Origin of the sequence: Pseudomonas sp. 3MA1, from assembly GCF_029237275.1 — a bacterium.
GTDB lineage: Bacteria > Pseudomonadota > Gammaproteobacteria > Pseudomonadales > Pseudomonadaceae > Aquipseudomonas > Aquipseudomonas fluorescens_AP.
Genome location: NZ_JAACFX010000003.1, coordinates 179,596 through 198,396 on the forward strand (window position 1 = coordinate 179,596; position 18,801 = coordinate 198,396).

Below are 18,801 nucleotides of genomic sequence, written 5' to 3' on the forward strand. Positions count from 1 at the left end.
CCCTAGGCCAGGGCTGCCTGCGCCTGCGGCGACGCCGGGCGCAGCCACACCAGGCAACCGGCCGCCAGCACGAAGACCACGGCAAACACCCCGTACAGGTGCAGCGGCTGCCAGCCGGCATCCAGCAGCACCCCGGCCACCGTGGGCGAGACAATCGCGCCAATACGCCCGATGCCGATCCCCCAACCGACCCCGGTCGCCCGCACCGAAGCCTCGTAGACCACCGGCGACAAGGCATAGAGCCCGGCCACGCAGCCGTTGGCGAACAGCCCGATCAGCAGCCCCAGGCCCAGGGCCGCGGCAATCGACGAGGCACTGCCGACAAACAGCACCAGGAGCCCGGCGGTGACCAGCATGAACAGCGACAGCACCCGGGTCAGCGGCCAGCGCGAGGACAAACCGCCGATCAGCGCCGCGCCGAAGATCCCGCCGACACTCAGCAGCACCCCGCCGGTGATCCCCTGCTGCGCCGAAAGCCCGGCGGCCACCAGCAGTTTTGGGGTCCAGCTCATAACGAAGTAGAAGCCGAACATCACCAGGAAAAACAGCAGCCAGAGCAGCAGCGTGGTGCGCCGCAGCGGCCCGGCGAACAGCTGGCCAAAGCCGCTGACGGCGCCCTCCTCGCCCAGCGCCGCAGCGGGCAGCCGCACCAGTTCCGGGTGGCCCAGGCGCCGGGCCAGGCGATTGACCCGCAACAGAGCGTCGGCCGGGCGCCGGGCCAGGAGAAAGTCCAGGGACTCGGGGAGCCAGAGCAGCACCAGGGGGATCACCAGCAAGGTGACGATGCCGCCAAACACAAACACCGAGCGCCAGCCCCAATGGCTCAGCAGCCACACCGCCAGCAAGCCGCCCAGGGTCGCCCCCAGGGCATAGCCGGTGGATTGCAGGCTCACCGCCAACCCGCGCCAGCGACGGCTGGCGTATTCGGCGGCGATCACATTGCTGCTGGCCAGGATGCCGCCGATGCCCAGCCCGGTGAGGCCGCGCAACAGCGCCAGTTGCAAGGGGCTGTGGCTGGTGGCCGAAAGCAACATGCCGACACCGGACAGCAACAGGCACCCCAGAATCAGCGGCCGGCGGCCGAAGCGGTCGGCCCAGGGCGCGATAAACAGCGAACCGGCGGCCATGCCGAACAGCCCGGCACTGAGCAGCAGGCCGACCTGCGCGCCATTGAGCTGCCACTCGGCGGACACCGAAGCGGCGGTGAAGGCCATCACCAGCACATCGAAGCCGTCGATCATGTTGAGCACGATGCAGATGCCGATCGCCAGACACTGGAAGGCGCCCATCGGGCCATGGTCGACCCGTTGCTTGAGATCGAGGTTCATGGGCGCACCTGCCATTCGGTCAGGACCCGAAGCGCAACACCCAAAGAACCTGTGCACACAGACAGCCAGCGCGCGCCAGCCAGGCGGCTGCACGCCGTCGATAAGACATTCATGGCGAAACCCTTTTTGTTGTTTTTATGGCCGACGGTCAGGAGGGCTCCCGCCATCGCCAGGTCGCCAATAAAACGCTTAATGGATCCAATAACAAGAGACGAACGGGCTGAAACGGCCGAGCAAAAGGTCCCAGGCCAACCAGGGTCGGGGTTAATTTCCATAGGGATCAAATGCTTAGGTGCCCGACCAGGCACCGGGATTAGCGGGCGATTATCGACCAGCACCGTTCGGGCAGGCGACGAGACTCACTACCAGGCTCACTACCAGACTCACCGCCAAACAAGCCTGTGGTGAGGGAGCTTGCTCCCGTTCGATGGCGCAGCCGGCGCAAAGGCTGCTGGCGCGCCAGGCCGAAAGCCCTCGGAGGCTGCAGATGGGGGCGCTGCGCACCCCAGCGGGAGCAAGCTCCCTCGCCACAATATTGGATCCAATAGCCTGCATCGCCTCAGATAAAGGCCAGCGCTGCCCGGGCGCCACGCACCGCCGTCATCCGCTGCTCGACCTGGGGCAACAGGTAGCTGAAAAAGAACCCCGCCGTCTCCAGCTTGGCCTCGCGCAGCGGATCGCCCTCGGGCAACCTGCGCGAAACCCGCGCCGCCCGGGCCCAGGCCAGCGCCAACAGGCTCAAGCCACACAAGGCGAGAAAATCCCCCGCCGCGCGGTACGGGTACTCGGCATCCTCCAGCGCCCACTGTTGCACCTCGCCTACCAGCCCCTGCAACGCCTCGGCCAGATCCGCCAACAGCCGGGCAAAGCCCGCGCATTCGGCCACGGCGGCGCCCTGCCCGGCCTCATCGCGCAGTTGATCAAGCAACAGCGCGAAGCCCTGCCCGCCATCCCCCAGCACCTTGCGCAGCAGCAGGTCGTTGGCCTGAATCTCGTTGCTGCCTTCGTAGATCATGGCGATGCGGCTGTCGCGCAGGGTCTGCTCGATGGCGAACTCGGCGACGTAGCCGTAGCCGCCGAAGACCTGCAAGGCGTTGCTGGCCTGACGAAAGCCCTGCTCGGTAAAAAAGGCCTTGATGATCGGCGTCAGCAGTTGCGCCAGCTGATCGGCCTGGCGCCGGGCCAGTGGCTCGGGGTGATGCTCGGCCTGATCCAGCAGGTGCGCGGCCCAGTAGCCAATGGCCCGCAGGCCTTCGCTGGTGGCGCGCAATTCCAGAAGCACACGGCGCATGGCCGGGTGATAGCGAATCGGGTCGGCGGCCTGGGCGGCGATGCCGGCGGGGCGCAACGGCGCCCGCATCTGCTGGCGCTCGCCGGCGTAGTCCCGGGCGTTCTGCCAGGCCGCTTCGACATGCCCCAGGCCTTGCAGGCCGACGTGCAGGCGCGCCGAATTCATCATCACGAACATTGCCGCCAGACCGCGATTGGCCTCGCCCACCAACCAGCCCTGGGCCGCATCGAACACCAGGGAACAGGTGGCGCTGCCCTTGATGCCCATCTTGTGTTCGATGCCGTCGCAGCGCACGCCGTTGTCCTGGCCCTGCTCCAGGCGCTTGGGCACCAGGAACAGCGAGATCCCCCGGCTGCCCTCGGGCGCCTCCGGCAGCCGGGCCAGCACCAGGTGCAGGATGTTGTCGGTGAGGTCGTGCTCGCCACCGGAGATGAACAGCTTTCTGCCGCTCAGGCGATAACTGCCATCGGCTTGCGGCTCGGCCCGACAGCGCAGCAGGCCGACATCACTGCCGGCCTGGGGCTCGGTCAGGCACATGGTGGGCAGGCTCGCGCCGCTGATGATCCCGGGCAAGTAGCGCTCCTGGAGCCAGGGCGCGCCGTGGCTCTTCAGACACAGGTAGGCGCCGTGGGCGATGCCGGTGTACATGGCCCAGGCATGGTTGCTGGCGTAGAGCATCTCTTGCAGCGCCGCGTCCAGCAGTTGCGGCAGGCCCTGGCCACCCAAGGCTTCGGCGCAGGCCAGGGCCGGCCAGCCGCCCTCGACATAGGCCCGATAGGCCTCGGCAAAACCCTCTGGGGTGCTGACCTGTCCATCCGCCCACTGGCAGCCCTGGCGATCGCCGCTGGCATTCAGCGGCGCCAGTACGCCCTGGCTGAAACGCGCCGCCTGCTCCAGCACCTGCAGCGCCAGGGGCAGGTCCAGCGCCGCGAACGCCGGGTTCCGGCGCCACGCTTCGGGGGCCTCCAGCCAGTGCTCAAGGACAAATTGCATATCGCGCAGCGGCGCCTGGTAGCTCCACATGGGGACACCTCATCGAGTAGAAATAGAGTGGCCCGCCAGGGACGGCGAGCCGATCGGGCTCAAGCACGCCAGGCCGGGTTTTCGATCAGCAGCGCCATGCCCTGGCCACCGCCCACGCAGGCCGCGGCGATGCCGTAGCGCAGGTTGTGCTCGCGCAGTTGCCGAGCCAGGGTCAGCACCAGGCGCAGGCCGCTGGCGGCCAACGGGTGGCCCAGGGCCAGGGAGCCGCCCTGGACATTCAGCCGATCGCCGTCCAGATCCAGCTCCCGGGCCACGGCCAGCACCTGGGCCGCCTGGGCCTCGTTGATTTCAAGGCGACCGATCTGCCCAAGGCTCAGGCCACTGCGTTGCAACAGCAGGCGGATCGCCGGGGCCGGACCGATGCCCATGAACTCCGGCGCCACCCCGACCACCGCGCTGCCCAGCAACAGCGCCAGGGGCGTCGTGCTGCAGGCCGAGGCCCGCCCGACCAGGGCCGCCGCCGCGCCATCGACCACCGCGCAACTGTTGCCAGCGGTCTGCACCCCGCCCTCGTGGATGGTCCGCAGTCGCGCCAGGGCAGACCGTTCACTGGGGCGCGGATGGCTGTCCTGGCTGACCGTCTCGACCCCGCGCGGCAGGCAAATGCCGCGCGCTTGATAGCCGTCGAGTTCGAAGCGCTGCTGGCTCACGGCGACGATTTCCGCCGCGAACCAGCCCGCTTGCCGGGCGGCCAGGGCCCGCTGATGACTGGCGCAGGCGTAGTCATCCACCGCTTCGCGGGTAAGGCCGTAACGCCGCGCCAGGTTGTCGGCGGTGGCGATCATGTCCAGCCCCGGCGCCGGGTCATACAGCGCCTCCCATAAAAAGTCCTTGAACTGCACCGCCGCTCCCAGGCGAAAGCCGCCGCGATGGGTGTAGGCGGCAATCGGGTTGCGCGACATCGACTCACTGGCCACGCACAACGCCAGTTGCACCTCGCCGCGCAGTTGCTCGGCGGCCTGACGCAGCAGCTCGAAACCGGTGGCGCAGATGCGCTGCACCCCCAGGGCCGGCACCGCTTGGCCGACCCCGCTGTACAGGCCGATGTGCCGGGGCAGCAGGTAGGCGTCGAAACTGGCCTGGGCCATGGAACCGGCCAGCACGCTGTCCACCGCCCGCGGCTCGATGCTGGCCCGGGCCAGGACCTCGCGCCCGACCTTGATCCCCAGGTCGATCGGCGAGATCTCGGCCAGACTTCCGCCGAGGTCGACCCAGGGCGTGCGCACCGCCTCCAGGATCGCCACATCGGCGAACCCGCTGTACTGCCCGGCGCCGCTCATGGCTTGGGCTCGGCGCGCAGGATCGACGGCTCGCGGCCGCGATACAGGTTCTCGACCTGCTCGGCGCGCCACTGCAACACCGCGCGCTGGTTGATCGAGCCCTTGTCGGTGATCTCCCCGCGGTCGATGGACGCCGGCTCCACCTGCAGCGCGATCCACTCCAGGCGGCTGGCATTGCCGCTGGCCTCGCGATTCAGGCGCTGCAACCAGTCGCCGAACCACTGGCGCACCGGCGCGCTGGCCAGCACCTGGGCCTCGCTGGCCTCGGCGCCCAGCCCCGCCAGCCGCCGGCATTCATACAGGCGCGGGAACACCAGGGCCCCCAGGCACTCGCGGTCGGGGGCGGCCACCACCAGGTCCTGGACATAGGGCGCGCCTTCGAGCACCGCGCGATTGCGCAGCGGGCCGACGCTGACGAACACCCCGGACGACAACTTGAAGTCCTCGGCGATGCGCCCGTCGAACATCAGCCCCAGTTGCGGGTCGGCGGCGTCGGCGAGCTTGAGCGCATCCCCCGAGCAGTAGAAACCCTGGGCGTCGAACACTTCGGCGGTCTGCTGCGCCGCGCGCCAGTAGCCGGGCATGATGTGCGGCCCGCGAAAGCGCCCTTCGAGCTTGCCGTCCACCGGCACCAGGCGCACTTCGCAACCCGGCGCCGGCAGGCCGATGTAACCGGCCATCGACAGCGGCCCGGTGGTGAAGGTGCACGACGGCGCGGCCTCGGTCATGCCCAGCCCGGCCATCATCCGGATGCGTTCGCCGCAATGCTGCTCGGCGACCCGGTCCAGGCGGTCCCAGACACTTTGTGAAAGCCCGGCGGCGGCGAAGAAAAACAGGCTCATGCGCTTGAAAAAACACTCGCGCAGCTCAGCATCCTGCTCCAGGGCGTTGACCAGTTCCTCCCAACCCTTGGGCACGGTCAGGTAGGCGGTGGGGGAAATTTCCTTGAGGTTGCGCAGGGTTTCAGCAAAGCCCTGGGCCGTGGGCTTGCCCTCGTCCAGGTAAAAAGTGCCGCCGTTGTAGAGCACGATGCCGACGTTATGGCTGCCGCCGAAGGTGTGGTTCCACGGCAGCCAGTCCACCAGCACCGGCGGCGCTTCGCCGAACACCGGAAAGGTCTGCAGCAGCATCTGCTGGTTGGCGCAGAGCATGCGCTGGGTGGTGATCACCGCCTTGGGCAGCTTGGTCGAGCCCGAGGTGAAGAGAAACTTGGCGATGCTGTCTGGGCCGGTGGCGGCAAAGGCTGCATCGGCCTCGGCCCCACCGGGCTCGGCCAGCAGGCTGGCAAAACTCGCCTGACGCCGCCCCGGCACCTGGCCACGCACGCTGATCAGCGGCGTCTTGGGCGGCAGCACCGCGTCGATGGCCCGCTGGTAGGCGCTGGCGTCGCTGACGAACACCAGCCCCGGCTGCAACAGGTCACAGACGTGACGCAGCTTGGCAAAGTCCTGGGACAGCAGCGAATAGGCCGGCGACACCGGGCAATAGGGAATCCCGGCGTACATCGCGCCCAGGGCCAGTTGCAGGTGTTCGATGTCATTGCCCGAGAGCAGCGCCAGCGGCTTGTCGGCCGACAGGCCGTAACGAAGCAGGCCCTGGGCGATGGCGCGCACGCTGTCGAGCATCTGCCCATAGCTGACCCGGCGCCAGTCGCCGCCGGCCTCGCGGGCGGCAATGAAGGTCTGCTCGGGGCGTACCCGGGCCCAGTGCAGCAGGCGATCGAGCAAGCGATCGGGCAAGGGCGCCAGTGGCTCCAACGCGCGCATGTGCAGCACGCCCTGCTCTTCACTGACGGCAACCGCCGGCCGGCCAATGGACACCTGGCGATAACGCGGCGGCTCGGCCACGGGTGGGGATGGCGCTCTGGATTGGCAACTCACGTACATGTCCTCCATCAAGGCACGCCTGCGCCGCGCACGCGGGGCGGCAGCTGGCAAGCGTGGCAGCCGGTGGCTGCGGCCTTGTTATTGTTGTGCCTGGCCCGTGGCGACGGATCAGATCGGGTAGTGCCGCGGGCCGTGCTGCAAGGTGACCCAGCGCAATTGGGTGAAGTGCTCGATCGAGGCCTTGCCGCCAAAACTGCCGTAGCCGCTGGCCTTGACGCCACCAAACGGCATCTGCGCTTCGTCGTGCACGGTGGGGCCGTTGATATGGCAGATACCCGACTCCACCCGTTGCGCCAGGGCCAGGGCACGCCCGGTGTCGCGGCTGAAAATCGCCGCCGACAGGCCGAACTCGGAATCGTTGGCCAGACGCAACAGCTCTTCATCGCCGCTGCCGCGCAGCAGCACCGCCACCGGACCGAAGGACTCCTCGCGGTACAGGCGCATGGCGTCGGTGACGCCGTCGAGCAGGGTCGGCTGCAGGATGCTGCCGTCCAGTTGCCCGCCCACCACCAGCCGCGCGCCCTGCTCCAGGGCATCGTCGATCAGCGCCTTGATGCGTGTCCCGGCACTGGCATCCACCAGCGAGCCGAGCACCGAGTCCGCGGCCGCCGGGTCGCCGGCACGCAAGGTCGCGACCTTGGCCGCCAGCTTGGCGACAAAGGCATCGGCGACCTTGGCATCGACGATCAGGCGCTCGGTGGACATGCAGATCTGCCCCTGATTGAAGTAGGCGCCAAACGCCGCGGCCGCCACGGCGGCGTCCAGGTCGGCGTCGTCCAGCACCAGCAGCGGCGCCTTGCCGCCCAGTTCCAGCAGGGCCGGCTTGAGGTGGCGCGCCGCGAGCTCGCCGACAATCCGCCCGACCTGGGTCGAACCGGTGAAGTTGACCCGGCGCACCGCCGGGTTGGCGATCAGCCGCTCGACAATCGCCGCGGCATCGGCCGGGGCATTGCTGATGACGTTGACCACGCCATCGCCCAGGCCGGCATCCTGCAGCACCTGGCCGATCAGCCGGTGCACTGCCGGGCTCAGCTCGGAGGCCTTGAGCACCACAGTGTTGCCGCAGGCCAGGGGCATGGCGATGGCCCGGGTGGCGAGGATCACCGGGGCGTTCCACGGGGCGATGCCCAGCACCACGCCGCAGGGTTGGCGCAAGGCCATGGCGAAGCTGCCGGGGACATCCGAGGGAATGACTTCGCCGTTGATCTGGGTGGTCATCGACGCCGCTTCGCGCAGCATGTTGGCCGCCAGGCGCACGTTGAAGCCGTACCAGTTGGCCATGGCCCCGGTCTCGCCGGCGGCGGCGATGAATTCGTCGCTGCGGGCCTGCAACTGCTCGGCGGCCTTGAGCAGACGGCTGCGGCGTTCGTTGGGGGCCAGGGCCGCCCAGGCGGGGAATGCGGCCTGGGCGGCGGCCACGGCGGCGTCGGCATCGTCCAGGGTCGCGGCGGCCACGCGCGATACCACAGCGCCGGTCACCGGGTTGCGGCGTTCGAAGGTTCGACCGTCGCCGGCGGGGCGCGACTGGCCACCGATCAGCAGGGGCACGTCCAGCATGGTGATTCCTCTTGTTGTCTTTGTCGGGAATGCAGCACAGCGGTGTAGCAGTGGCGCGGCGAACAGCGGGATGGGCCCGCCGTTCGCCGGCCGGACTCAGCGTTTATACGCCTGCAGGCCGGGCTTGATGCTCTTGTCGTCGAGGAACTGCTTCATGCCCTGCTCGCGGCCGCCTTCGGTGTCCAACAGGCGCGACTGATCGAGCTTGGCGTACAGGTAGTCTTCGTTCTGCTCCCAGGTCAGCTCGCGGCAACGCTTGAAGCCATGCTTGGCGGCGCGCAGCACCACCGGGTTTTTCTCCAGCAGGTTACGCGCCAGCTCGATGGTGACTTCACGCAATTGCGCCAGGGGCACGCTTTCATTGACCAGGCCCATCTCGGCGGCTTTCTGCCCGCCAAAGGTCTTGCCGGTCATGATGTAGTACAGCGACTGGCGATGGCCCACGGTGTCGGCCATGGCCTTGCTCACCAGGTTGCCCGGCGGGATGCCCCAGTTGATTTCCGAGAGGCCGAAGGTCGCCTCGTCGGCGCAGATCGCCAGATCGCACGCCACCAGCGGGCTGAAGCCGCCGCCGAAGCACCAGCCGTTGACCATGGCAATGGTCGGCTTGGCGTACATGCGCAGCAGTTTCCATTGCCACTGGGAGGCTTCGCGGCGGATTTTTTCCTGAAGGATCTCCGGCCCGGCATCCACCTCGCGGAAGTATTCCTTGAGGTCCATGCCGGCGGTCCAGGCCTCGCCGGCGCCGGTCAGCACCAGCACGCCGGCGGCCGGGTCCTGCTCCAGGGTTTCCAGCACGTCGATCATTTCCCGGTTCAGGGTCGGGCTCATGGCGTTGCGTTTTTCCGGACGATTGAGGGTGACCCAGGCAATGCCGTCTTCGATTTCGACCTTGACCGTGGTCCAGCGACCTTCGTAGTTGCTCATGGCGATGCTCTCTTGTTCTGGCTTGAAGATGGATCGAAATTAAACCGGGAAATTAGTTATGTCAATTAACTATTAATTGAATTAACCATTTTTCCTGCCCCTGGATAAAATCTTTCTGTAGCCGCTGCCAGCACAGGCAAACGTAGCTATCAGCGGCCGACCCCGGCAAACTGGATAGCCTTGTTAACCGACCCAGGATGTTTTTGTCATGGCCAAGCCCGCTCCCCTCGCCGACCCGCGCGAGGCCCCACCCGCCAACGCCGAGGTTCAGGCACCGCTGGATTCGGCGCTGGACGAACTGATTGGCTACGCCATGCGTCGCGCCCAGCTCAAGCTGTTCCAGAACCTGATCGGCCGGCTCTCGGCCCACGACCTGCGCCCCGCGCAGTTCTCGGCCCTGGCGATCATCAACAGCAACCCGGGGCTGATGCAGGCCGACCTGGCTCGCGCCCTCGCCATCGAGCCGCCGCAAGTGGTGCCCCTGCTCAATAAACTGGAAAGCCGCGCTCTGGCGGTGCGGGTGCGCTGCAAGCCGGACAAGCGCTCTTACGGGATCTTCCTGAGCAAGACCGGCGAAACCCTGCTCAAGGAGCTCAAGCAGATCGCCGCGCAAAGCGACGTCGACGCCACCTCGGCCTTGAGCGCCGAGGAACGCGAAGAGCTGCTGCGCCTGCTGAAGAAGGTGTACCAGGACTGAAGCCAAGGTGCCGGCACCGGGCCGGCACGCTGAGGCAGCCAGGCTGCTGGCGGGCTTACCAGATCGGCAAGGTGTAGAGCACCAGGAAGCGGGTCTGGTTTTCATCGCGAAACGCCGCGCCCGCCGGGAAGTCATTGCGATAGATCGACTTGCGCGCCACCAGCCCGAGGTTCTTCAGCGGGCCGCTCTGCAGCACGTAGCCCAACTCCATCTGAAACTCGCGCTCCTTGCGCTCGCTGGCATTGAAGGCCGCCAGCTCGATATGGTCGCCGCGCACGTAACGCAGCCGACTCTTGAGCCCGGGTACGCCGGCGGCGGCAAAGTCATAGTCGTAGATGGCTTGCCAGGTGCGCTCCTTGGCATTGAGAAAGTCCGAACTCATGGTCAGCTCGCTCATGCCCATCAACTCGGTGCCGGAGATGTAGGGCGTGGCCGTGTCGCCACTGGAGTGCATGTAGCCCAGGCTCACCCGGTGCCCGCCGAACTTGTAGCCAAACAGCGCCGAGAGGTTGCGGTTGTCGACCCGACCGGCCTTGGCACTGCCGTCTTCCCGGCTGAAAAAACTGCGCAGGTCGCTGCTCAGCACGCCATCGCCCAGGGGCAGGTTGTGCAGCAGGGCCAGGGTGTCCTGCTGGTAGAGGTCGGCCACCTCGGCGTGATAGGCACGCAGGCTGAGCGCCTTGTTGACCTGGTAGTCGCCGCCCAGGTACGCCAGGTGCGAGGTGCTGGCCGTGGCATTGAAGCGCCGGTTGGGCGAGGCAATGGTCATGGCCTGGTAGTCGGTGGAGTCGCGCTTGTTGATGCGGTCGATGTAGCCGGTGTTGAGGGTCAGGCCGTCGATGTCCGTGGAGCTCAGGGTGGTGCCGCGAAAGGTCTGCGGCAGCAGGCGCGACGGGCTGGCAAAGGCGAACGGCAGGAAGATCGAAACGTCGCCGGTCTTCACCGTGGTCCGGGCAAAGCGCAGTTTGGCGGTGGGCGCCAGCCGCGAGTATTCGTCCGCGGCGCGCTTGTCGCTGGCCGACACCGGCAGCAGTTCGGTGCCGCTGCGGTCCGGCGAGGAATCGAGCTTGACCCCCAGCAGCCCGCGCACATCCAGGCCGAAACCGACGCGCCCCTCGGTGAACCCCGACTCCATGTTCATGATGAAACCCTGGGCCCACTCCCGCGCGGCAGTCTTGGCCCCACCGTCCTGGTAGTCGCGATCCAGGTAGTAATTGCGCAGGGTCAGGGTGCCGTGGCTGTCGTCGATAAAACCCGCCGCCCAAAGTGGGCCGGGCAACAGGCTCAAGCCCAGCACGGCCAGAGCCAGCCGCGCGGGGAGACGGGGCACACAGGAAGCTGACGCCGCCGCAACAGCGTTGGTTGGGAGATTTGGCATGTCCGATGTCCATTTTTTGTTGTTGTTTTAGGTGTCGAGCGCGGGCCTGGCAGCCAACGTCGCGGACAGAGAATGGAAACAGCCCAAGCCTTACGTCAACCGCAAATGACCGATAATCGAACATTAATAATATTATCTATTTTTACGTCAAATCCTGATTGTTGATTTAACCAGCTGATTTCAATGGATTTATTTGTGTTTATCGATGGAAATTAAGGCGCTGTTCATTTTTTAGTTATCTTTGTTATCTTAATCGCCAGCCAGCAGCGCCGGCACATTCAAGCCCGGCGTCCGGCTGGCCACCACAACAAAAACAACAATGAGGTTTGCCCATGGACAGTCCATCGCGTCGTTCGACGCTGACCATCGCTTTGTGCTTTATCGTTGCGTTGATCGAGGGGTTCGATCTGCAGGCGGCCGGCACCGCCGCCGCCGGGTTGCGCCAGAGTTTTGCCCTGGACCCGAAGATGATGGGCTGGGTGTTCAGCGCCGGGATCATCGGCCTGCTGCCCGGGGCGTTCTTCGGCGGCTGGGTCGCCGACCGTATCGGGCGCAAGAAGATCCTGGTCGGCGCGGTGCTGCTGTTCGGCCTGTTCTCGCTGTGCACGGCCTATGTGGAAAGCTATTCGAGCCTGTTGCTGGTGCGCTTCATGACCGGCCTGGGCCTGGGCGCGGCGCTGCCCAACCTGATCGCCCTGTGCGCCGAAGCGGTGAGCGAGCAGCGCCGGGGCACGGCCATCAGCATCATGTATTGCGGCGTGCCCCTGGGCGGCGCGCTGGCGGCGGTGGTGGCGATGTTCTCCAGTGAACATTGGCAGACCACCTTCATCATCGGCGGCCTGGCGCCGCTGCTGGTGGTGCCACTGATGGCCGCTCTGCTGCCCGAATCCAGTGCCTTTCGCCAACACACCGCCAACGCCGACTCCCGCCGCGCCTCCACCGCCCAGGCGCTGTTCGGCGCAGGTCGCGCGCGCACCACGCTGGCCCTGTGGCTGAGCTATTTCTTCACCCTGACGGTGATGTACATGCTGCTCAACTGGCTGCCCTCGCTGCTGCTCGAACAAGGCTTCAGCAAACCCCAGGCGGGCCTGGTGCAGATGCTGTTCAACATCGGCGGCGCCCTCGGTTCACTGCTCGGCGGCCTGCTGCTGGACCGCTGCAACGGGCTCAAGGTGGTGCTGTTCGTCTACGCCGGGTTGCTCGCGGCGCTGGCCGGGGTCGGGCTGTCGGTGGGCATCGTGCCCATGGCCATGGCCGGGTTTGCCGCCGGATTGTTCGTGATGGCCGCGCAATTGGTGCTCTACGCCCTGGCGCCGCCCGCCTACCCGACCGCGGTGCGCGCCACCGGCGTCGGCGCCGCCGTGGCCATCGGCCGCCTGGGCTCGGTGGCCGGGCCGCTGGCCGCCGGGCAGATCCTCGCCGCCGGCGCCGGCACTGCCGGCGTGCTGCTGGCCACCTCGCCAGGGCTGGTCATCGCCGCGCTGTCGATCCTGACTGTCATCGCCCGGGCCAGCGCCACGCCCGCACTCAAGCCGGTGCATTGAGCCGAGGCGGCAATGCGGGCCAACGCCACACCTGGGCGGCGGCAACCCCGAGTCCAACCCGGGTGTCGCCGCGCACAACGCCTCAGAACGTCAGGCAGATTTTCCCCAGGTGCGCGCCCGAGGCTTCATGGGCAAAGGCCTTGGCGATATCCGCCAGGGGGAAGGTGCTGTCGATGATCGGCTTGATGCCGGTGGCTTCCAGGCCTCGGACCATGTCGATCTGCTGCTGGCGACTGCCGACGATCAGGCCCTGCAGGCGCTGTTGCTTGGCCATCAGCGCCGCCGTCGGCACCGGGCCGGCCCAGCCGGTGAGCACGCCGATCAGGGCGATATGCCCGCCGATGCGGCAAGCGGTGATCGACTGCGGCAAGGTGCCCGGGCCGCCGACTTCCACCACGTGATCGACGCCACGGCCGCCGGTCAGCTTGAGCACCTCGTTGCCCCATTCAGGCTGGGTGCGGTAGTTGATGGTGTGGTCGGCCCCCAGTTCGCGCACCCTGGCCAGCTTGGCGTCCGAGGACGAGGTGGCAATCACCGTGGCGCCCATGGCCTTGGCCAGCTGCAGGGCGAAGATCGACACCCCGCCGGTGCCCAGCACCAGCACGGTTTCCCCGGCCTTGAGCGCACCATCCACCACCAGCGCGCGCCAGGCGGTGAGGCCGGCGGTGGTCAGGGTCGCGGCTTCGGCATGGCTGTAGCCCTTGGGCGCATGGGTGAACCAGTGGCTGGGCTGGATCACCACTTCACGGGCGTAACCGTCGACGCCATCACCCGGGGTGGTGCTGAAATCGGCAATCGCCGGGCCGCCATCGTGCCAATGGGGGAAGAAGCAGGACACCACCACATCGCCGACCTTGAACTCGCTGACGCCCTCGCCCACGGCCTCCACCACCCCGGCGCCGTCGGCCATGGGAATCCGCCCATCGGCGGTGGGCAGCGCGCCGGTGACCACGGCGTAGTCATGGAAATTCAGGGAGCAGGCATGCAGACGCACGCGGATCTGCCCGGCGCCGGGTTGCCCGGGATCGGCCAGTTCCACGGTTTTAAGGTTGTCCAGGGATGCCGGCAGGCTGAGCTTGATGGCTTGCATGGGATGCTTCTCCACAGATCGATAATCATCAGGGGGCTAACCCTACCACCAATACCGGCTATCTGTAGCCGCTGCCGAAGGCTGCGAACGGCTGCGCAGGAGACGCAGGTTTTCAGTGCCGCCAGAGGCTCGGCTCGGGAGCGCCAAGCAAGGCCCTGCGGGCCTTTGCGCAGCTTCGCGGGCTCAGCAGCGGCTACAACGCTCAGCGAGTGACGTCGCGCTCCGCCCGCCTGGCTCGCACAAAACACTGCTCGGTCACCGCCGCGCCCCACTGCTCGCCCACCTGCTCCTGCACCAGGACGAAACCCTGTTGCTCATACAGCGTGCGCGCCGCGTCCAGGCCCTTGAAGGTCCACAGGCGGGTGGCGGCAAAGCCCCACTGGTCGCAGAACGCCAGGGCCTCGACCAGCAGCCGCCGGCCCAGCCCTTGGCCGCGCGCGGCATCGTCGAGGATGAAGCAACGCAGGATCGCCTCGTCGCCCTCACCTTCACCGTCGATGGCAATCGAGCCGACGATCTGCGTCCCGCGCAACGCCACCCAGACCTCATTACGCGGGTTGTGCAAACGCCCCATCAATTCGGCCATGTCCCGCGCCACCAGGCTTTCGAAGGGCTGGCCGAAGCCCGCCAGATCCGCGTAGTAACGGGCGTGCATTTCGGTGATGCGGCCAATCACCCCGGGCCGGTAGCCACGGGCGATGGACCAGCGCTCCGGCGGCTCGGGCGCCTCGCCCAGGCGCACCGCACGCAAGGCCCGGGCGTAGTCGGCGATGCCCATCGAGGCACGACGCTGCTGGTCCGCGCTCAGGTGCGCCAGGGCCGCGGCCACCTGGGCCTGGGCGAAGCGGTCGATACCGCTCAGGGTCTGACGCCCTTGGGCGGTGAGTTGCAGGCGCTTTGCGCGGGCATCCCGGGCATCGGCCTGTTCGCTGATCTCCCCCGCATCCACCAGCTTGCGCACCAGCCGGCTGACGCTGGATTTCTCCAGGCCCAGCAGGGTCACCAGGTCGCCGGCGGTCAGGGCATGGCCCTGGCCGATTTCCAGCAGTGCATGCACCGCCGAGGGTGGGTAGTCGGTGGCGGCCAGGGTGCTTTGCATAAAGCCCAGCTCACGGACCATGTGCCGCGAGGCCTGGCGCAGTTGCTGGATGAGTTCGGGGGATTCGACAGGCATGGCGCAGCACCTCGGCACGGGGCGATTTAGTTGTACCGTGCAACCATATCGCCGACCAACCGCCTGTTTCAATCACTTGTCGCGCCCTGGCCGCCGAAACATCGGCAAACCCATCCCGCCGGCCACTGCGCCGAAATGGCTACAGCCGTGCCGGCACATCTGTTAAAACGCCCTATCGTTTGTCCTGCGGTGAAGCCTTCCATGTCCCCTACCCTGCTCCAGCGCCTGCGCCGTCGCTGGTTTTCCCTGCTGTGCCTGGCCGCGCTGCTGGTCGGCCTGCCCGTAAGCTGCGCGGTGCTCGAACATCAGGAGCGCCAGCTGGTGTTTCGCATCGAGCCCGGCACCGCCGGCTGGTATCGCGGCCTGCCGAGCACGGTGCAGGAGCTGGAACTGACGCCGAAAAGCTTCAAGGCCGGGCAAAACATCCACGCCTGGTGGTGGCCGGCCACCCGCGCCGACGCCCCGGCGATCCTCTACCTGCACGGGGTGCGCTGGAACCTCACCGGCCAACTGTTTCGCATCGAGCAACTGCACGCCCTGGGCTACTCGGTGCTGGCCATCGACTACCGCGGCTTCGGCCAGAGCCACGGCGACCTGCCCTCGGAAAGCAGCGTGTACCAGGACGCGCGCATCGCCTGGGAACGGCTCAAGCTGCTGCAGCCCGACGCCAGCAAGCGCCTGATCTACGGCCATTCCCTGGGCGGCGCCGTGGCCATCGACCTGGCCGCCGAGCTGGGGCGCACGGCCGCCGCCGAGAAAACCCCGATTGCCGCTCGCGGGCTGATCGTCGAATCCACCTTCACCACCCTGGCCGATGCCGCCCAGGCGGTGACCAAGACCTCGCTGCCGGTGCGCTGGGTGCTGTCGCAGAAGTTCGACTCCGTCGACAAGATCCGCGACATCGGCATGCCGCTGCTGGTGGTGCACGGCCTGAAAGACGACTACGTACCGCCGCGCCTGAGCCAGGAACTGTTCAAGGTTGCGCTGGAACCGAAAAAGCTGCTGCTGGTGCCCGGCGGCACCCACAACAACAGCATGAGCCTGGCAGGCAAGGACTACGCCCAGGCCATCCACGCCCTGCTGCGGGCCAAGCCGGCCTCCACCATCGCCGGCCCGACGGCCAGCGCCGTTCCTACCGGCTGACTCAGCGCATAAAAGCAGGCTTGTGCAGAAGCTGACTCATGCAGCCGGCTGAGCCGCCACCAGGATGACCATCGTCTTGGCCAGGAATTCCGGAGACTGCTGATTGATCGAATTGGCCAACTCCAGCGCCGCAGCCTTGACCGCCGCTGCGGCCTCGCGCAAGGCACGGACCATCTCCAGCCGCGCGGGCTCACTGTTGAGCACCCGGGTGAAGAGGACCTGCGCCCACCTCGGGCTGTTTTCCAGCAAGCCGGGAAGCGCTGCCAGCAACGCCGGCACGTACACCGGATCAGCGAAATGCTCAGCGGCGTGGATCAGCGAATACATCACAACGTCGTATTCGGCCTCGTCGTCCAGCAATGACAACAGCGGGCCTATGCTGGCCGGATCGGCCAACTGGGCCACCTCGGCGATACAGGCGTCGATGCGCCGCACAGCGCACTCGCCCGAGTCGTTGAACGCGTTTTCGAGCTTGAGCAAGGTGTCAGTCAACGCGTCGGATTTCATAGGGACTCGCCAGAGTGGTCGAATGAAGGGAGACGCAAAGATACGACCACGCCGGCGTTTTTCCAATCACATAGTCCTCGCCCAAAACCGATCCCTGTAGCCGCTGCCGCAGGCTGCGCAAGGCCCCGAAGGGGCCTCGGCGCCCTCAGGATCTGCGAGCCTGCGGCTCGTTCGCAGCCTTCGGCAGCGGCTACAAGGCGCTCTGTCCGCCGCTCGCGGCCACGCTCGGCGAGGCCGCTGGCGGGCGCAACGCCTCGCCGATGGTGCGCAGCTTCAGGCAGGTTTCCTGGTATTCGCTCGCAGGGTCCGACTCGCCGACGATGCCGCAACCAGCGAACAGGTGCGCGCGGTTGCCGCGAATCAGGGCCGAGCGCAGGGCCACGGCAAACTCGCCATCGCCCTCGGCGTTCAGCCAGCCCACTGGCGCGGCGTACCAGCCACGGTCCAGTTGCTCGTGCTCGCGGATGTAACCCAGCGCCTCGCCCCGGGGCAGGCCGCCCACCGCCGGGGTCGGGTGCAGGGCGTCCACCACTTGCAACAGCTCGACCTGGGGCCGCAGGCGCCCCAGCACCGGGGTCAGCAGGTGCTGGACGTGAGCCAGGCGATGCAGCTGCGGCTGCGGCGCAATCTCCAGCATGGCGCAGTAGGGTTGCAGGGATTCGCGCAGGGTCTGCACCACCAGGGCGTGTTCGTGGCGATCCTTGGCGCTGTCCAGCAGGGCCTGGCCCAGTTCGGCGTCCTGCTGCTCGTGCGCGCCGCGGGCGCAGGTGCCGGCCAGGGCCACGGTGCTCAAGGTGCCCCGGGCCACCCGCACCAGCCGCTCGGGGGTGGCGCCCAAAAAGCAGCTGTCGCCACGGCTGAAGGCGAACAGGAAGGCCTGGGGATAGGCCGCGCCGAGGTTTTCCAGCAAGGGGCCGCAGGGAATGCTGCGGCTCGCCTGCAGGCAGACTTCCCGGGCCAGCACCACTTTGCGCAGTTCGCCGCCCTGGATTCGCCCAATCGCCCGGGCCACGCAGTCCTGCCAGCGTTCGGCGTCCTGGGGGTCGGCCTCGGCCTCGATCCCGGCGGGCAGTTGCGCCGCCGGGGCGTGGTGATAGCGCGCCTGCAACAAGCTCCACTCCGCTTCCAGGGCCGCGGCGCACTGGGCCACGTCGGCGCCGGGCTCGACCCACAGGCTGAACAGCCAGTGCTGCTGCTCGCCTTCGCTCAGCAGCAGCAGGCGCGGCAGCACCAGGGAGGTGCTGGCAAACGACTGCCACTGGGCACTGCGCGGCACCTGGGGGTCAAAGGAAAATCCACCACACAGGTACGCCTGGCGCGGCCCCACTTGATGGGCCCGCTCCAGCAACTGGCGCCAGGCCCGGGTGCTGGCGCCAAAGCGTTCCGCCGACGGCGGGCTGATTTCCTCGGTGCAGCCGAAACCCGCCAGGGCCAGCGCGCCCTGGTCGCTGGACCAGAACAGGCTCTGGCCGAACACCTGGCGGTTGGCGGCGAACAGCCGCAGCGGCTGCAAGCGCTCAGCGGCCAGACTGAACACCACCAGCACCGCCCGGCCCTCACGCCGGGCCCGGGCTTCGCCTTGTTGCAGGGCCCGGGTCAACCCGGACAGGCACGACTCATTCATCGCAGGCTCCCTGTTCCAGCCCGTGCTGGCGACGCCAGTGGCGCACCTGCTGGGCAATGTTCCAGTGAATGATCTGGGCGAACAGCGGCACCACGAACATCGGGTCCAGCCCCGCCTGTTCGGCCCATTGCCCGCGTTGCGGGAGCATCGCCGCAACCCGCTCCGGGGCGGCGATGCTGTCCTGGGTCGGCTTGAACTGCGCCGCCGCCTTGACGTAGGCCAGGCGCTGGCCCAGGGCCTGGATGATCTGCCGGTCCATGGCGTCGATACCGCAGCGGACATCGTCCAGGCCGCTGCACTGCTCGGGGGTCTTCATGTCGAGGTCTACCAA

General features: G+C 67.4%; 16 protein-coding genes. 3 read left to right on the forward strand and 13 right to left on the reverse strand.

Annotation, left to right across the window (positions count from 1 at the left end):
* Positions 1-2: 2 nt before the first annotated feature.
* The 7 genes from GWQ44_RS09870 to GWQ44_RS09900 all read right to left on the reverse strand — a co-directional run bounded on the left by GWQ44_RS09870 (position 3) and on the right by GWQ44_RS09900 (position 9,313).
* The gene (locus GWQ44_RS09870) at positions 3-1,328 is read right to left on the reverse strand and encodes an MFS transporter (RefSeq protein ID WP_275927178.1); all 1,326 of its coding nucleotides are present in this window, start codon (positions 1,326-1,328) and stop codon (positions 3-5) included.
* On the reverse strand, positions 1,325-1,603 hold the full coding sequence (locus GWQ44_RS09875) for a hypothetical protein (RefSeq protein ID WP_179601177.1): 279 nt from the start codon (positions 1,601-1,603) through the stop codon (positions 1,325-1,327). Before GWQ44_RS09875 ends, GWQ44_RS09870 begins: the two co-directional genes overlap by 4 nt.
* Before the next feature lie 284 nt (positions 1,604-1,887).
* Positions 1,888-3,642, reverse strand: coding sequence for an acyl-CoA dehydrogenase (locus tag GWQ44_RS09880; RefSeq protein ID WP_275927179.1), 1,755 nt, complete (start codon positions 3,640-3,642; stop codon positions 1,888-1,890).
* Between the two features lie 59 nt (positions 3,643-3,701).
* Positions 3,702-4,943, reverse strand: a complete 1,242-nt coding sequence (locus GWQ44_RS09885) for a thiolase family protein (RefSeq protein WP_275927180.1) — start codon at positions 4,941-4,943, stop codon at positions 3,702-3,704.
* Complete coding sequence (locus tag GWQ44_RS09890) at positions 4,940-6,829, reverse strand: feruloyl-CoA synthase (protein ID WP_275927181.1); 1,890 nt, start codon at positions 6,827-6,829, stop codon at positions 4,940-4,942. Before GWQ44_RS09890 ends, GWQ44_RS09885 begins: the two co-directional genes overlap by 4 nt.
* A gap of 108 nt (positions 6,830-6,937) precedes the next feature.
* Positions 6,938-8,386, reverse strand: coding sequence for an aldehyde dehydrogenase (locus tag GWQ44_RS09895; RefSeq protein ID WP_047304885.1), 1,449 nt, complete (start codon positions 8,384-8,386; stop codon positions 6,938-6,940).
* Positions 8,387-8,482: 96 nt separating this feature from the next.
* Positions 8,483-9,313, reverse strand: a complete 831-nt coding sequence (locus GWQ44_RS09900; RefSeq protein WP_275927182.1) for a p-hydroxycinnamoyl CoA hydratase/lyase — start codon at positions 9,311-9,313, stop codon at positions 8,483-8,485.
* A 208-nt stretch (positions 9,314-9,521) separates the two neighbouring features.
* On the opposite strand from GWQ44_RS09900, the gene GWQ44_RS09905 reads away from it, so the two are divergent.
* Positions 9,522-10,010, forward strand: a complete 489-nt coding sequence (locus tag GWQ44_RS09905) for a MarR family transcriptional regulator (protein ID WP_275927183.1) — start codon at positions 9,522-9,524, stop codon at positions 10,008-10,010.
* Between the two features lie 55 nt (positions 10,011-10,065).
* Here the strand turns inward: GWQ44_RS09905 and GWQ44_RS09910 are convergent, their stop codons facing one another.
* The gene (locus GWQ44_RS09910) at positions 10,066-11,388 is read right to left on the reverse strand and encodes an OprD family porin (protein WP_275927184.1); all 1,323 of its coding nucleotides are present in this window, start codon (positions 11,386-11,388) and stop codon (positions 10,066-10,068) included.
* 332 nt (positions 11,389-11,720) lie between these two features.
* Between GWQ44_RS09910 and mhpT the strand changes: the two genes are divergently transcribed.
* Entirely contained in the window at positions 11,721-12,932 is a 1,212-nt protein-coding gene (mhpT, locus tag GWQ44_RS09915; RefSeq protein WP_275927185.1) for a 3-(3-hydroxy-phenyl)propionate transporter MhpT, read from the forward strand.
* Between the two features lie 82 nt (positions 12,933-13,014).
* Here the strand turns inward: mhpT and GWQ44_RS09920 are convergent, their stop codons facing one another.
* Together GWQ44_RS09920 and GWQ44_RS09925 are read right to left on the reverse strand one after the other, a co-directional pair.
* Entirely contained in the window at positions 13,015-14,022 is a 1,008-nt protein-coding gene (locus GWQ44_RS09920) for an NAD(P)-dependent alcohol dehydrogenase (RefSeq protein ID WP_275927186.1), read from the reverse strand.
* A gap of 202 nt (positions 14,023-14,224) precedes the next feature.
* Positions 14,225-15,196 carry a bifunctional helix-turn-helix transcriptional regulator/GNAT family N-acetyltransferase gene (locus GWQ44_RS09925; protein WP_275927187.1) on the reverse strand — a complete coding sequence of 324 codons (972 nt, stop codon included), beginning with the start codon at positions 15,194-15,196 and terminating at the stop codon, positions 14,225-14,227.
* A gap of 201 nt (positions 15,197-15,397) precedes the next feature.
* Between GWQ44_RS09925 and GWQ44_RS09930 the strand changes: the two genes are divergently transcribed.
* On the forward strand, positions 15,398-16,339 hold the full coding sequence (locus GWQ44_RS09930; RefSeq protein WP_275927188.1) for an alpha/beta hydrolase: 942 nt from the start codon (positions 15,398-15,400) through the stop codon (positions 16,337-16,339).
* A 36-nt stretch (positions 16,340-16,375) separates the two neighbouring features.
* On the opposite strand, the gene GWQ44_RS09935 is transcribed toward GWQ44_RS09930, so the two are convergent.
* The 3 genes from GWQ44_RS09935 to GWQ44_RS09945 form a co-directional block, all read right to left on the reverse strand.
* Positions 16,376-16,846: an Imm30 family immunity protein gene (locus tag GWQ44_RS09935; RefSeq protein WP_275927189.1), complete on the reverse strand. Its 471-nt coding sequence runs from the start codon at positions 16,844-16,846 to the stop codon at positions 16,376-16,378.
* A gap of 190 nt (positions 16,847-17,036) precedes the next feature.
* Positions 17,037-18,470 carry an isochorismate synthase gene (locus GWQ44_RS09940; RefSeq protein ID WP_275927190.1) on the reverse strand — a complete coding sequence of 478 codons (1,434 nt, stop codon included), beginning with the start codon at positions 18,468-18,470 and terminating at the stop codon, positions 17,037-17,039.
* Positions 18,463-18,786, reverse strand: a complete 324-nt coding sequence (locus GWQ44_RS09945; protein WP_199010122.1) for an isochorismate lyase — start codon at positions 18,784-18,786, stop codon at positions 18,463-18,465. Before GWQ44_RS09945 ends, GWQ44_RS09940 begins: the two co-directional genes overlap by 8 nt.
* Between the last annotated feature and the right edge of the window lie 15 nt (positions 18,787-18,801).